This window comes from Geitlerinema sp. PCC 7407, from assembly GCF_000317045.1.
In the GTDB taxonomy this organism is placed as follows: Bacteria; Cyanobacteriota; Cyanobacteriia; order PCC-7407; family PCC-7407; genus PCC-7407.
In genome coordinates, this window is the sequence record NC_019703.1 from 1,143,693 (window position 1) to 1,159,337 (window position 15,645).

Genomic DNA, 15,645 nt, shown 5'->3' on the forward strand with positions numbered 1-15,645 from the left:
GAAGTTTCATAAACCATTAAGGACTAACAGCAAAAGGGGCAAAGAACCTGATTCCTTGCCCCCCTTAGTGGCACCCCAGGGCGAATGATGGGGCGACAACAGCCAAAAACAAACCCAATGCAGCAGCCCTAGGCCGCCTCGGCGCTCTCCTGCTCGATGCGCCGTTTTTGGCTCGCGCCCACGGCCTTGATGGCGGCATCTTCGAGGCGCGCGTAGAACGACGTCGGAATCAGACACAGGGCGTAGACCGCCGCGCAGGTCATCAGCGATCGCCGGGGTTCCTCCAGCACGATGCGCCAGTGGGCCTTGAGCGCCTTGTGCAGCATCTTGACGGCGGTCTCTGGATCGCGCGATCGCACCGAGCGGCGCGCCAAAAAGCGCAGTTCATAGGCGCGGGCGGCATTTCCATGGGTGGCGATCACCTCTGGCGCGTAGCCCCGCACCTTCTCGATCACGCGCTCGAGGGCCGCCACCTGCTTGTCGATCTTGGCGGAGTGGCCGTTGGCGTGGATGCGGTAGAGAGTCAGCGCTTCGGGGATGCCCTCCAGCTTCCAGTGGGTCAGCGCCGCCATGCGCAGCCAGCACTCCACATCTTCCATGTTGTGGATGGTGCGATCGAAGTATACGGGGTGGACTTGGCCGTCAGCGCCCACCTCTTCGTGGCGAATCGCGGCCAGGACTTCCCGGCGAATCACCGGCGTCGAGCCGTTGCCAATGGGGTTGCGGCACAGGACGTAGCCCGGTGTGATGTCTTGGGTCTTGGCGGTCTGATAGATGCCCAGAGGTTCTCCCTCGCCGTTGATAAAGGCAGAGTAGCTGAAGCTGATGCCCACTTCGGGCGATCGCTCTAGGTGCTCGACGTGCTTGGCGATCTTTTCAGGAACCCACAGGTCATCGCCATCGAGGAACGCGATGTAGTCACCGGTGGCGTGGTGAATGCCCGTGTTGCGCGCCGCCGAGACGCCCTGATTCTTTTGGCGGATGATCCGAATCCGTGGATCGGTGAAGGTCTTGCAGATTTCGACGCTCCGGTCGGGGGAGCCGTCATCCACCAAAATCACTTCCAGATTTTGGTAAGTCTGATCCAAGACGGACTGGACGGTAGCTGCGATGTACTGCTGAACCCCGTAAACCGGGATGACGACGGAAACCTTTTTCATGACCGTATTTACGCGAGGACGGACTACACGGACAATCTGCACACACCAGCCAGCTAAACCTACACAAGCCTCAGTATTGATGCAGGCAACGGATCGCTGCTGGCCGAAATTGAAAGAGAAAACTAAGGGTTTTTAGGGAGAGAACTGCAAACTTTGGGGTGAGCAGTAGCCAAAGTTTGAAATGAACCCTTTTCCCGAATGGAAAACACTAAAGGCTACGTTGACATACGGAGAGTAAAAACACGGAAAAAACGGCTCAAGTTTACCGAAACAAAACAATCCAGCCCAAAACTTTAAAGTTTGGGCGAACAATTGCGCGAAATTCGAGAACTCAAGGGGCGATCGCCGTCTTCAAGGCTCCTGATTTTGTTGGCAAATCCTGACAGAGTAAGGCATTGGGGATTTGGCAACGTTTCTGGGCAGCCTTCCGTACTCCACGAGAGTGCGTAAATTAAAATTTCGCCACCTAAAAAAGCGGCTCAAGATCTCTACGTGTAAATCCTGAGATTTAGTGTTTATTTAGTAGCAATTAATGCCTATCAATTACCAGTTTTTGTATCACTATGGGTCTTAAGTTTGTCTTATAAGAATCTTGCGAGAGGGGACGCCTGCGCTAGGACGGCACGCCAAAGCGGCGGACGGCGATCGCCGTCCGCAAAGCGCTAGAAACTGCTCAAAAGCGTCTGGAATTCCCTAGACAGCCTGCTCTGCCTGCTCCTTCAAAATCTGATCTTTCTGGCCTTTGCCGGTGATCTGGGTGGCGGCCCGCTCCAGGGACGCGTAGAGCGGCTGGGGCAGCAGCCACAGCAAATGCGCCGCCACAAAGGTCAACAGGGTGCGCTTCGGCTCCTCCCGCACAATCGGCCAGTAGGTGGTGACCGAGCGGCGCATCAGGCGGGCGGCGTCCGAGGCGGCCTTTAGGCGGATGGCGCTGCGGGCGAGGTAGCGATACTGGTAGGCCATGCCCATGGGCTCTAGGCGCTGCACCAGCTCCGGCGCGTAGGTGCGCGTCTTGGCGAGGACCTGCTCCCAGGACTCGAGCTGCTTAAACAAACTGGCCGAGAGGCCGCCCGCGTTGACGCGGTAGAGGGTCAGCGCCTCGGGCAGGCCCTCAATTTTCCAGGGAGTCTGGAGGACGATGCGCAGCCAGCACTCGATGTCCTCGGAGCGGCGAAACTGCTCGTCGAAGTAGCAGACCTCTGGGCTGCCGTGGCGGCTGTCCTCAAAGGCGATCGCCTCCAAGACCTCCCGCCGCAGGACAGCCGCCGAGCCGTTGCCGATGGGGCTGCCGCGAAAGAGATCCTCCACCGTGATGTTTTGCAGCTTCGGCATCAGGTAGGTATGGAGCGACGCACCCGCCTCGTCGATAAATTCTGATCGGCTGAAGCTGACCCCAACCTCGGGCGATCGCTCCAAGTGGGCCACGTGGGCCGCCAGCTTCTCGGGCTGCCACAGGTCATCCCCATCGAGAAACGCGATGTACTCCCCGGTGGCGTGACGAATCCCCGTATTGCGCGCGCCCGCCAGGCCCCGGTTGGCCTGCCGCAGGATGCGCAGCCGCTGATCGCCAAACTGCTCGCACACCGCCACGCTGTTGTCGGGCGACGCGTCATCCACAATCAGAATCTCGAAATTCTCGTAGGTCTGGCCTAGGACCGACTGCACGGTCGCTGCAATGAATTTCTCAACGCCGTAAACCGGAATAATGACAGAAACCTTTTCCATGGCAGGGCTCGCAGAGGAGGATGAGTGAGGGCAACAGCCTAGGTGGCAAAGGGCGATCGCGGACCGAAAACATAGCGATTGGTCCAGATCAAGAAGATCGGCACAAAGATCACGTGAATAATCAGCACCGCCGCCGCTACGCCAATGGCCTGCCAATAGACGCCGATCATCAGCGCCACCGTAAAGAGCAGCGTGAAGGCCACATTCCACAGCAGGCCGATCTGGGGCTTGTCCACTGAGGCCAAAAGCTGGAACGCCGCCGCATCAAAGGGCCGGGGAATCGCCGACAGACAGATCAAAATCAGCACCGGCACTGCGACGACCCACTCTTTGCCAAACAAAACCGGCACGTAAAACGGCGCAAAAACGGACTGAACCAAGACAAAAGGCACCATGATTTTGCCGATGGTGCGCAGGCTCTTGTAATAGCTTTCCTTTAGCTTGGCGAAGTCGGAGCGGACCGCGCACAGGTGCGGGTACAGCGCCACAATGATGGACTGAATAATCGAGAGGCTAATGCCCAGGCCCGCATTGAAGGCGAAGTAGTAGACTCCCAGTTCCTTGAGGCCCAAAAAGCGCCCGACGATCAGATAGTCCATGTTGTCGCGCAGGGTCTTGAGCAGGTTGATGCCCAGGATGCTGGAGCCAAACTTAAAAATTTCGCCCCAGTACTTTGTGGTGAAGCCTTTGCGGCAGCGCCAGGGGTGATAGGCGCAGTAAACGATGAATTCGATCGGGGCCACCAGGATGCGCGGCAGCACGATCGCCCACATGCCCAGTCCCCAAAAGGCAAAGAGCGCCGTCAAAATATTGGCGGTGACTAGGGTGATGGTCTGGTTGAGGGCGACGATTTTGAAGCGGTTTTCCCGCTGGACAAGGGACGCCTGGACCCGTCCCAGGGGTCCAATGAGGTAGGTGACGGCGAGGGCACAGATGGGGACGATCAGCTGGTTGTCGTTGTAGAACCAGGCGATGGGAAAGGCGGCCAGACACTGAAGAAAGAAGAGGGCCGTGTAGACGACCCAGTTGAGCCAGTAGGCGCTGTGACTGATTTCTTCGAGGCGATCGTCTTCGGCCTGGATGACTTTGGCGCTGATGCCGATGCGCGTGAAAACCTGGGTGAACTCGTAGGTGGTCAGGACCAGAGCAGCGAGGCCGTAGTCATACTGGGACAAGAAGCGCGGCAAAATGACGGTGGCCGCGAGGCGGGAGATCCGCACGATCAGCTGGGAGACGCCCATCCAGCCGAGATTGCGCACGAAGCCGTCGCTCATCCGCTTCTGGATGGCTGCGCTCACTTGCTCGACAACTTTGACCATGGTGCTCAAAAACCGAAAGGAACATGCCAATAGATGCGAGAGGCGATCGCCCCCCGCTGATGCTTGCTAGCTCGCTGGAGTCTCGACCCGCACCAAGGGCAAGGTCTTGTTAATAAACCGCACAATCTGGGCGGCCAGCTTCTGCGGGAAAAACTGCACCACCAAGAGCTTGAGCACAATGCGCAGGGTCTCTTGGCTCAAAAGGGTGGGGGGATAGGCGGCGATCGCCTGCCCGAGCTTTTGGTAGGCCTGCCGCAGACCCGACCGGTCCCAGGAATTAGACAGGCACTGCTTGGCCAGGTAGCGATACACATTGGCCAGAGTGCGCCCCTTGAGGGACTGGAGCGAGGCCGGCGCTTGGCGAAAGGCCCGCTCGATCACCGTGAGATTCGCCCGCTCCATCACGTCGATTTTGGTGGTCATCGACTGGGACGATCGCCGATAGAGAATCTGGTACTGGGGCACCACAGCAAACTGGGTTTTGGCCGCGAGACGCAGGTAGTAGTCCCAGTCCTCCACCGACTTGAGCGTCGGGTCAAACAGGCCTGCCGCCGCGATCGCCTCTCGCCGCGCCAGCAGGTTGGACCCGCTGGAAATAAAGTTCTCCAGCAGCAGCTGAGGATAGACATCCCCGCTGTGGTAGAGCGGCTTCCAGGCAAACAAAAACCGGCTCTGCTCATCGATAAACTGCGTCCAGCTATAGGCGACGCCCGCCTCGGGATGCTCGCGCAGCGCCTGAACCTGGGCCGCTAGCTTGTCCGGCGTCCACAGGTCATCCGCATCAATAAAGCTCAAAAACTCGCCCGTTGCGCGCTCGATGCCGCGATTGCGGGCCACCGGCAGGCCGCCATTTTCGTAAGAAAACACCTGCATTCGGGGATCCCCGAATGCCTGGACAATCTCCACTGTGTTGTCTGTGGAGCCATCATTAATCACGATGACTTCAAAGTCCGAAAAAGTTTGTGCCCGCAGGGATTCTAGGGTTTCGACAATCGTCTTGGCTGCGTTGTAGGCAGGCACAATGACGGACACCGTTGGCATATTGCGCTCCTCACTGGAGTAAACGTGCAATTCGATCCACCGCTCAAAGGGCAAGGCGGCCAAAGCCGGACTCAGGAACTGCACGGAGTCTGTACCGAGTCGCCCGCGATCGCCCCTTCGTTCATGAGTCTGTAGAACTACGGAGCCACGCTTGGCTAAAGGCATGGTGCCATATCAAAAAGACGGATTGGGACCCTATCCAGCGGGCTTTAGGGAAAAAAAATATTCGCGCAAAGCCTTGCACTGGTGGCCAGTGAGCCCTGTTCCGTATTTTCTCTAGCTTCCCCTTGCCTACCAGGGACTGAAGCCCCTTCGAGGCTTTATGAGAGCTTCACAAATTGTCAAAACCCCTCGCAGGCCGGCCCTAGGCGGTTTGGGACGCTGCGATCGCCGGCGATCGCTCAGGCGTCTGTACCCGTTCCGATCCAGGCTGCACCGCCATTCCCATCCCCAGCACCACCAGTCCCGGCCAATAGATATACGCCAGCGTCTCTAGATTTTCGCCCAGGGAAAAGAGCGTCATCACCAGCAGGACCGCCAGCGCCGTCTCCGCCAGCTCACTTTTTTGCGACTTCCAGATCAGCGTGATGTAGCCCACCGCAAAGCTGAAGCCCATGCCCAAAAAACCCACCAAGCCATGGGCAAACAGCAGCCCCAGCCACGTGTGGTGGCTGCCAATGGGCATCCTCGCCACCACCTCAGGTCCCTCTGACTCCAGCAGGCCGTGGCCCCAAATCGGCGCATCGTGCCACTTGTACAGCGCCAGCTCTCCCAGCACCTCCCGAACGTGGGACGAAGACGCCCGCTGCCCGTCAAGCTGAGCCTTAAAATCCTTGGCTGCCTGGTAAAGTTGGGCACTGAAGAGCCCCCCGCCAAACGCCCCCGCCCCCAAACCGATTTGAACCCAGGGCCGCGAGACATTGGCCAGCAGAAACTGTAGTACTGGCACCGCCACCAGACACACCTGCCCCATCCGGGACGCCGAGGTCCACATCATCAGCGCGCTGCCAAACATTCCCAAGAATCGGAGCAGCTGATTGCGCTCGCGCCAGCACAGGAACAGCAAAACGCTGCCCGCAAACGCCAAAGCTGGTGGCCACGGCGCAAAAAGCTTCATGCGGGCAGTGCTTCCCTCCATGACATAGAAACTCACATGGTAAAAGCGCAGGCCATTCCCGCCGATTTTGGCTGCCAAGGAGACTGTATAGAGGGGCATATCCACATTGGCCAGGCTCATCACAAAGCCCACCCCGATTAGCCCGATGCACTGAATCGCCAAAATGCAGCAAGCGCGATAGATCAGCTGAGGCCGAATCTTGAGACAGCCTGCCAACGGCAAAATCGCCAGCACAGCCCAGGTCCGCAAAAAGAAATTGACGAAGGACTTGATGGTGCGCCCGAGGCCATACCCCCAGTCAAAGTGCCCCATCACCAGGGCAACGCCAATGACCAAAATCCCCGCCGTCCACAGCCACAGCGACAGCGGAATGTGAATGCGCTCCTCTGGTGGCGTTGCGTCGCTCTGGCACCAGAGCAGCCACACCAGGCGGCCAAAGAGAATCCAGCTCATCACAGGCACCAAGATGAAGGGCAGTCCCATGAAGTAGAGGACATTCATGCCAATGATGGTGTACCAGACGACAGCCTCTTCAAAGCTACGGGGGGTCATCCACAGCCCGCGATCGCGGGTTTGGCCGGATTGCCGTGGCAAAAGCATGGGGCAACGCACCCGGAGGGTGGGGTAGAAGAACAAAGGATCGCTGGAGCTAGGGGCCGATGGTGCGCCAAAAGGAGAGCAGCCAAAAGCGCGCAAGTCTCAAAGGCCCGTTAGCAGCCTGAATCGGCGCTACTAGGGCCAGAGTATCGCTAATCCTGAATGACAGTGCTGCTGCTAGCCCACTGATCTGCTGGAACGGCTTCGGGCAGCGGACGCATCTCTGGATGAGCCTCTCTGAGGCGATCGCCCGCAAAGCGCCGCTTGCGCAGCCACAGCATCAGCAGCCCCAGCGTCACCAGCGTAGAGCCCATCATCGCCCCGAGCAGCACCAGCTTCGTCTTGGGAGACGTCGGATCATCCGGCAAAGAGGGATCCGCGAGCAGCTGAATTTGCGGATAGGAGCCATTGCCATTGGTCCGTCCCAAATCTAGGCTGGCCAGCGTCGAAGAAAAGACTGCCTCAGACACCTGCAAATCTCGTCGCAGGGCCTCCACCTCCGAGCTGTAGCGAGACAGCGTTTCCAGTCGGCCCTCAAGCTGCTGAATCTGCTGCTGAAGCTCGCCCGCCTGGGCTTGGAGACCTTGGAGATCGGCCTGAGAGGTCACAATATTTTGGAAAAACGTTTCCCGGGCGGTTCCCCGGCTGTCGTTGCCGCCATTGAGGCTGAGCCGCGCCAGCGCCAGAGAATCCACAGATCGGCCCAAAATCGCCTGACTGCGCTCCAGCACTGCCAGACGCGCCGCCTCCTCTTTGGCGCGGGCCCGGACCACACTGGGGTGATTGGGGCCGAGCTTGGAGGTCATCACCGTCAGGTCCGCTGTCGCCGTGCTGTACTCTTGCTGATACTGCTGAAAGAGAGGATCAGCCTGAAGCGCGAAGGCATCAGCGGCCTCGTTGGGCGACAGTTCCAGATTCCCTGAAAGCTGAGTGTACTGGGCGTTGACGCGCTGGAGATTGGCCAGGGTTTCTGCCCGCTGACGGCGGAGGTTTTCGATATTGTTGAGCAGCTGCACAATCTGCTCATTGCTAGCAAAGCCCGTACTGGCCTGGTAGGACGAGAGACGCTGCTGGGCCGTATCTAGCTTGGCCTGGGCTGCCTGGAGGGCCGCTTCGAGATTGGCGTTTTCCTTCTCGCTTTCCTGCTTGCGCAGCTCCGCGAGGCGATATTCTAGCGCTTCATGCAGGGCGAGGGCTTTACTTTGGGCCTCTTCGGGCGTGTCAGCGCTCACCGAGAACTGCATGAGGGTCGTGTTGGGGATGATTTCGATGCGCATGCCGCCGACTTCGCTCGGGGAGACGCCGAGCTGATTGGCCGCGCGCTGGCGCACGCTGGAGCTGCCAGCCACAAACTTATAGTTTTCCCGCGGGTCTTGGTTGCGGTTTTCGTAGGCCGAGACGCTGCGCGAAGAAGCCGCCCCAATGTCTGGCAGGTTGACGTTGGTGTAGGACTCTGGGCCGGGCAGGGTGATGGTCCACTCGCTGGTGTAGACGGGCTTGACGTTGTTGAGGTAGCTCAGGGCTACGCCCCACAGGACGCCATTGATGGCGATCGCGCTTCCTAGATAGCGAAGCCAGCGTCCTCGCTGTTCCGGTTTCTCTGTGAGGGGTCCAGAGACTGTGAGTCGTTCATCAGTCATTCAAAAATAATCCTCTTGATCACAGAAATGGGGTTCAGAACGGTATTTAGGAAATTGAAGACGCCAGCGAGGTTTTGGACATTTGAATCGTAACAAACCACGCTGTCTTCCGGCAGGAGAAAGGGATTGGCCTCACTGGAGCCGGAGTCCTTGATCAGGCTTTCGACCGGTCGCTCCATGGCGACGGTTTCGCCGGTGTCGCGATCGGTCCGAATCAAGACGGCGGTGCGCTTGGCGTTGACCGAGCGCTTGCCGCCGACGCAGTTGGCGGCTACCACGGCCTGGGAGAAGCGGGCGCCGTAGGCGAACTGCTCGACGGTGCCCGCGTTGCCGCGGGCGTTGTCCTCCGCCAAGTTTGAGAAGAAGACGCGAACGGTGGTGGGGGTGATCTGAGAGGGACGGACCAAGTTGGGCTGGTCTTCGGCCAGCTCCGGCACGATGACCTGATCGCCAGCGGCTAAGGGAATGTCGTCGACGGGCGATCCGGTAAAGACCCCCGAGAGATCGACGACTTGCTCACGGTTGCCCCGCAGGACGCGCACATTGCGGACGTCGGCGTTGGGCTTGATGCCTCCGACGAGCTGGAGGGCTGAGGTGAGGTAGCGCTCTGGGGGATAGTCCCCGGACACTGTGGCGATCGAGGCGGGAAGGTCGCGACCTTTGGATTCGGCTTGGTTGATCAGGACGCGGCCTGGATCAAAAACGGCCCCGGCGATCGTGACCTGGACAGGCGCCCATTCAAAGATCTGAAGGCTGAGCTGGGAGGACTGGGGCTGGAAAAATCCGCGAGCCACCAGATCCTGAGCAAGCTGAGCTTCGATGTCTTCGACTTCTCGCCCAGCCACGGGGATGGGCGGGATGTAGGGAATCTTGAGGGTGCCATCGAGGTTGACCTCGTAGGTGGCACTCAGGCGTTCGGCTTCGGGGAGGCCTTCTTCGCCCGGGATGAAAAGCCGCAGGCGATCGCCCGGTGAAAGGGGCAGCGCCAGGGCAGGGCCGCTAGTGAGGGCGGCGAGGAGGGTGGCGGCTAGGCCAAAAAGGGAAGTCTTCCTAGAAAACATGGACGCACTAATACCGATCGAGGGACTGGGCAATAGGCCTCGCGGCGGGAGGTGAGCGGTGCCAAGGGCGATCGCGCAAACCCCCGCAGTCAATCTTGATTCTGTCGTTCGGAGAATCCTCATTAACTAGGCGTTCAGCGGGAGTTCTGAGGCGCTGGGCGAGAATTCTTTCTGATGGTAGAGGGAAAGAGGGCGATCGCGAATACGGCTTTCGGAGGGTTTCCGAGGACGCTTCGCTGTTAGCTAGCAAGCCCCAAAGACTGAGACTTTTGTTTCCGCTCCAAAGTTTCCAGAAAAACCTGCTTATAGAGGTCGGCAATGTCCCACCAGCGCAGCAGAATCTGCCGGTCTTTGAGGGTGCCATTGTCGATGTCGCGGAGAATCTGATCGGCCATGTGGTGGAGCGTTTCCCGACTGGGCAGATTCCGGAAAAACTGCTGGTAGGCCTCCACATCATTGCCAACCAAAAAACCGTACTGGCCGCCCCCGAGCAGCGTCTCCATGCGATCGCACGGAATGCTCAAAACGGGACGCCCGCAGGAGAGATACTCCGGCACCTTCAGGCTGGCGCAGGTAAACTGGTCCGCCATGTATAGGTACTTGTTGTAGGGCGCCACTGTCAGGTCCGCTGCCCCGATGTAGCGGGCCGCCTCCTTCTGGGCGAGGCGACCGTGAAACACCGCAGATGCACCGCTTTGGCGAGCCAAAGCTTCGAGCTCCTCGCGCTTGCTGCCGTCTCCCACCACGTGGAGCACCACATTGGCCGGTTTCTCGCGACCGAGGGCCTCGAGGATGGGCGCGGGCTCTTGGATGAAGCGGTTGAGGGAGCCCACATAGGTCAGCACGTAGGCGTCCTGGGGAATCCCCAGCTCCTGGCGACACTGGGCGCGATCGCGCGGCGCAAAGGTGTCCGGATCCACGCCGTAGGGAATGGGATAGATAGGGGTAGCGGGCTTGACGTAGCCGTAATCCTGCAAGAAGGTCTTCATTTCGGGGGTTTCGGCGACGATGCTGTCGACGCGATCGCACCACCGCTCCCGCAGATAGGGCCGCAGACGCTGAAAGCCAATGCTAGCGGCTTTCTTGGCCAGGCTCATCTGAGGCGCCTTGGGATACTTGTACATCGCCTCCACCAAAATCACCGTTGGCACGCCGTAGCGACCGAAAGCGCTGGAAAACGCTCCCAAAATGGGCCACTCTTTCTCAAAAACCAGGTCAAAGTCCCGGGCATGACGGGCCGCAAACTCCTGGATTTGGCGGCGGCACTTCCACAGGGCAACGTAGTTTTCGGGGACACAGTAGGAAAAGGTGTTGAGCTTTTCGCGCTCTGACATGGTGTGGGGGTCTACCAACGTCAGGTACTTGTGCTCGATGTGGTCGGCTTCGCTGGTGTCGAGCACCTTGCGATAGACCAGGGTGATGTCAAAGTCCTTTTCCAGGTAGGGCACCATGGGAAGGGTGCTCAGGACGTAGGGCGATCGCGGCTGGTACTGAATGCCCGGCAGCGCGAGACAAATGCGCGGTTTGCGGGAGGAGGTCACCATGGGGACTGTACTGCACTGAATAAGGGAAGAAACGTCAGGGCGTTGGCGATGCAGCCCAACACTGCCAGGTTCACAAGGGCGCTCCTCAGTAAAATTCCTTAGGAGCTACGCCGCAGGGAAAGGCATTTCCGGATTTAAGACTGCGTCGCCGCAATCACGTGGTGAACTTCTGCCTCGACGGCTTGGGCAGCCGCCTGAGTTTCGCCGCGCCGACCAATCACCTTGGCCGGGACGCCCACGGCGATCGAGTAGGGCGGCAGGCTCTTGGTGACCACAGCCCCCGAGCCCACAACGCTGCCTCGGCCGATGGTGACGCCATCGAGGACGCGGACGCCGCTGCCGAGCCAGGAGTCTTCTTCGATCACGATGCCTTTGTAGCTGTTGCCTTGCTGACAGATGGGGCGGTTGGGGTCAGCGAAGTTGTGGTTGTTGGCGTAGATCCCGGAATGGGAGGCGATCATGCAGTTTTTGCCGATGCGGATGGCGTCGCCCGATAGGCAAGTGTAGGGGCCGATGTAGGTGTTTTCGCCCACTTCGATGAAGCCCTGACGATGGGTCTTGATGTCGACGCCCCGATCCAGGTGGGCGTAGTCGTGCAGGTGGATGCGGCTGCCCTGGCCGATGCTGCGAATGCGCACGTACCGGTGAAGCTGGACGGAGTAGCCCAGCTCGATGCCTTGGGTCATGGCGAATTCGACGTTGGGCTGGATATCGGTGCGATCGCCCACCCGCGCGAAGATTTGCCGGTAGAGCAGCCGCCGCAGAATCCGGCCCGGACTCAGGGGAATCCAGCCGATGCTGGTAATCAAGAGGGACTCAAGCCAGGTGGGTTGCTTGCCGGGAGTGGTTTTGGGTGCAGTCATAGTGAGGATGTCTCTGCCCTGGGGGGCAGTGCCAACAGAATGGGAAGAAAAAGTCAGTCAGGGGGCGATCGCCCTCAGCAAAAAGGCAGGTGAGCGATAGGCCCGACCTGCCTCCAGGAAATTAGCTCGCCAACACCTTGGTCTTCAGCAGCGCCTTGCCTTCACACTGCTCCGGAATCGGCGCATCCATCAGGCTCAAGATCGTCGGCGCCAGATCCAGCGCGTGGCCGGTCACCTCGGAGTGCGCCTCCACCTCAGGCCCCTGAACAAACAGGAAGCCCTGGGAGCGGTGGCTGCCCGTCCGGAAGTGCGGCACCGGGCCAATGCGGCCCACCGTCGGGCTGTCCACGATATCCGTGGCGTACTGCTCTTGCCAGAGCACCACCAGGTCCGCATCGGGCAGCTTCGGATCGTTGTCCAGCGCTGATTTGCGGGTCCGCATCACCTCCGTCACCATGGGCGTGCCGGTGCGGGCGTCCTTCATCTGGCGCAGCTCCCGCGTGATTTCTTCGCACACAGCGTCGTACTCTTCCGGCGTCACGATGCCATTGGCTTCGCGGCCTTTTAGGTTGATCCGGATGTAGCCCTCGGAGAAGCTCGGCAGCGCAAAGGCCTTCATCTGGGGCCAGCAAGGCTTGTACCACTCCGTCGGCTGGAAGCAGAGGGGATCGGACTGCTCATTGAGCAGGTGAGGCGACACCAGATCCGGGCCTTGGCTACGACCAAACAGGGGCTCCAGCTTCTTGAAAACCTTGTAGGGAGCCTTGCTGCGCAGGAAGCTGCGGAGCGGATTGGTGTCGTGCTTGCGGGACCAGACATCCCACAGCCAGGAGTCCTTTTGGCAGCGGGCGATCGGCGCACCTGGGGGCGTATTGGGGTCGCCCTTGGCCAGGCCGTACTGGCCCGGGAAGCTCCAGCGATAGAGGAACTCCGGCAAGAAGGTGCCGCTGGGCAGGTCCATGATATTGGAGGCCATGCCGTGGGCCGAAAACACCACGACGTAGGCGTCTTCGGGGGCCGCGCTGATGATTTCTGCGATCGCCCGGTCGATCGCCTGGAACACCGACAGCATCATATCTCCCGACGCCAGCGGCTTGAACACCTCATACAGTGGGTGATCCGGCTGGCTCAGGTGCCACATAAAGTGGCCCGCCGCGTGGGCTTCCCCAAACATCGTCAGCAGCAAATCCCAGCGATCGCGCTTCAGCAGGTCGCGGCAAATCTTGCCCCGCCGCTCGATGCCCGTCTCCAGGACCTGACGCAGCTTCTCCAGCCCCTTGAGGTCGTAGCAGTCCGCGTGGTCCTCGTGCAGGCCGGGGTGAGGACCATACTGATCCACGATCTCCTGAAACAGGCTCTCTGGCTGAGAATGGCTCGGCGTCTGGGGCGAGTGAGCCCCCCAGGCCAGGACCTGTACCCCGTTGACATCCTCCGACAGCGTCGTCTGCGGCATATCAAACACCGCCACGCGATAGTCCGGGCCGAGGGCATAGAAGGGTTTGAACTCGTCAAACTCGTAGGCCTCGACCAGATCCGCTTCGTACTTGTCCGGCTGAAACTTGATCGGCGACCAATATCCCGTCTTGTGGGGAGAGCACCCCGTCAAGAACGTTGTCCACGGCGTCTCCGCCCGGTAATAGTCAAAGTTTTGGATCCGTCCGTAAGCGCCCTGCTCCCGCAGACGACGCAGGGTCGGTAGATGGCCTTCTGCCAGCCAGCGCTCAATCACGGGCGGCTCAGCGGCATCCAAGCCAATAGCAATGACGGGCCTCTTCATATCCTTCTCCGTGGAAACTGCTCAAATAACGGGGAAAACAAGTGATATCCGGGCTTTGTGAGCCCTGTCAGCTCAGGAGGCGATCGCCCCTAGCTCGAGAGCACCGGCACATTGACCAGCGGCTTGCCCTCGTACTGCGCCGGAATCGGCGCCTCCATCAAGCTCAAAATCGTCGGCGCCAAATCCAGCGCGTGACCCGTCGGCAGCGAAGCCCCCGCCTGGACCGCTGGACCACTCGCCACCAAAAACCCTTCCGATCGATGGCTGCCCGTGCGCAGATAAGGCACCGGACCAATCTGACCAAATTCCGAGCTCGTCACCGTATCCGTCGTGTAAGCTTCCTGCCAGATCACCACCAAGTCTGCATCGGGCAGCTTTGGATCGCTGTCGAGGGCCGACTGGCGCGTGCGGATGATGTCCTTCACCATCGGCGTTCCCGTGCGGGCATCCTTCATCTGGCGCAGCTTCTGGACGATCTCATCACACACCGCGTCATACTCCGCCGGGTCCACCACGCCCTGAGGCTCTCGGCCCTTCAGGTTGATCCGGATGTAGCCCTCGGAGAAGCTCGGCAGTGCAAAGGCCTTCATCTGCGTCCAGAAAGGCTTGTACCACAGCGCCGGCTGGAAATAGAGCGGGTCCCCTTCGGCTTGCAGCTGGAACGGCGAGAGCAGCTCTTTGCCGCGAGCCTTGCCAAACAGGGGCGCCAGCTTGTTAAACACCTTCGTGGGCAGCTTCTGGCGCAAGAACCCTTTGAGGGAATTGGTTTCGTGCTTGAGGCTCCACATGGTTCCCAGCCAGCCCCGCTTGGCCCGAGCCCCCGCCATGGGCGCGGCGGGCACCTGGCCATCGGCGCGGTAGGCCAGCCCGTACTCACCGGGGAAATTCCAGCGATAGAGGAACTCTGGCAAAAAGAACATGCTGGGCAGGTCCATCACATTGGAGCCCATGCCGTGGGCCGCAAAAACGAGGATGTGCGCATTTGCCGGTGCGGCGCTGACAATGTCGCCCACCGCCCGGTCAACGGCCTTGAATACCGACAGCAGCGGGTCTTGGGCCAGCTTGCCGCCCACCACCGGATAGAGGGGATGGTCCTCTTGGCTCAGGTGCCAGAAGTAGTGACCTGCCGAGTGAGTCTCGCCAAAAATGGTGAGCAGCAGGTCCCAGGGTTCGCGCTGCAGCAGGTCCTGGCAAATCTTGGCGCGGCGATCGATGCCGACTTCCAGCTTTTGGCGCAGCTCATCGAGGGCCGCCACATCGAGAGTGCTGGCGTGGTCTTCCCGCAGGGTGGGGTGCTCTCCGTGCTGCTCAATGATGTCCTGGAGCAGGTTCGCGGGCAGGGAGTGGCTCGGGGTCATGGGCGAGTGGGCTCCCCAGGCGAGCACCTGAATGCCATTGACTGTGTCCGAGAGCGGCGCTTGAGGCATGTCAAAGACCGCCACCCGGTGGCCGTCCTTGAGGGCATAGAAGGGCGGATGCTCCTGGAAGTCGTAAGCGCCGATCTCTTCCGCGCTGTAGTCCGCTTGGTGGAACTTGACAGGTGACCAGTAGCCGGTGTTGTGGGGCGAAGCGCCGGTCAAAAAGGTCGTCCAGGGCGTCTCTGCGCGATAGTACTCAAAGTTATTGAGCCGGGTGTACGCGCCTTGATCGCGCAGGCGCTGAAGGTTCGGCAGGTGGCCGTCGGCCATCCACTTCTCAACCAGAGAAGGTTCCGCTGCATCAAGCCCAATTGCGATAACAGGATTTTTCATGTCAATACTTCTGGTCCTGGATGAGGTCACGCACACCCTGAGTCGAGGCA

The 15,645-nt window shown here is 60.0% G+C and carries 11 protein-coding genes; all 11 read right to left on the minus strand.

The genetic code is table 11. The features are described 5' to 3' along the window. Positions 1–128: 128 nt before the first annotated feature. Positions 129–1,160, minus strand: coding sequence for a glycosyltransferase family 2 protein (locus GEI7407_RS04895; protein WP_015171026.1), 1,032 nt, complete (start codon positions 1,158–1,160; stop codon positions 129–131). A 693-nt stretch (positions 1,161–1,853) separates the two neighbouring features. Beyond that, a complete protein-coding gene (locus GEI7407_RS04900) occupies positions 1,854–2,885 on the minus strand; it encodes a glycosyltransferase family 2 protein (protein WP_015171027.1) in 1,032 nt (343 codons plus the stop codon). A 38-nt stretch (positions 2,886–2,923) separates the two neighbouring features. After that, a complete protein-coding gene (locus GEI7407_RS04905) occupies positions 2,924–4,204 on the minus strand; it encodes a lipopolysaccharide biosynthesis protein (protein ID WP_015171028.1) in 1,281 nt (426 codons plus the stop codon). A gap of 66 nt (positions 4,205–4,270) precedes the next feature. Continuing rightward, entirely contained in the window at positions 4,271–5,410 is a 1,140-nt protein-coding gene (locus GEI7407_RS04910) for a glycosyltransferase (protein ID WP_015171029.1), read from the minus strand. 199 nt (positions 5,411–5,609) lie between these two features. After that, complete coding sequence (locus tag GEI7407_RS04915; protein ID WP_015171030.1) at positions 5,610–6,962, minus strand: O-antigen ligase; 1,353 nt, start codon at positions 6,960–6,962, stop codon at positions 5,610–5,612. Positions 6,963–7,111: 149 nt separating this feature from the next. Further along, on the minus strand, positions 7,112–8,599 hold the full coding sequence (locus GEI7407_RS04920; protein ID WP_015171031.1) for a hypothetical protein: 1,488 nt from the start codon (positions 8,597–8,599) through the stop codon (positions 7,112–7,114). Further along, positions 8,596–9,660, minus strand: a complete 1,065-nt coding sequence (locus GEI7407_RS04925; protein ID WP_015171032.1) for a polysaccharide biosynthesis/export family protein — start codon at positions 9,658–9,660, stop codon at positions 8,596–8,598. The genes GEI7407_RS04920 and GEI7407_RS04925 overlap by 4 nt, the downstream gene beginning before the upstream one ends. A gap of 239 nt (positions 9,661–9,899) precedes the next feature. Next, entirely contained in the window at positions 9,900–11,204 is a 1,305-nt protein-coding gene (locus GEI7407_RS04930) for a glycosyltransferase (RefSeq protein WP_015171033.1), read from the minus strand. Positions 11,205–11,338: 134 nt separating this feature from the next. Then, entirely contained in the window at positions 11,339–12,067 is a 729-nt protein-coding gene (locus GEI7407_RS04935; protein ID WP_015171034.1) for an acyltransferase, read from the minus strand. A gap of 121 nt (positions 12,068–12,188) precedes the next feature. After that, positions 12,189–13,844, minus strand: a complete 1,656-nt coding sequence (locus tag GEI7407_RS04940; protein ID WP_015171035.1) for an alkaline phosphatase family protein — start codon at positions 13,842–13,844, stop codon at positions 12,189–12,191. Positions 13,845–13,933: 89 nt separating this feature from the next. After that, entirely contained in the window at positions 13,934–15,595 is a 1,662-nt protein-coding gene (locus tag GEI7407_RS04945; RefSeq protein ID WP_015171036.1) for an alkaline phosphatase family protein, read from the minus strand. Positions 15,596–15,645 lie beyond the last annotated feature (50 nt).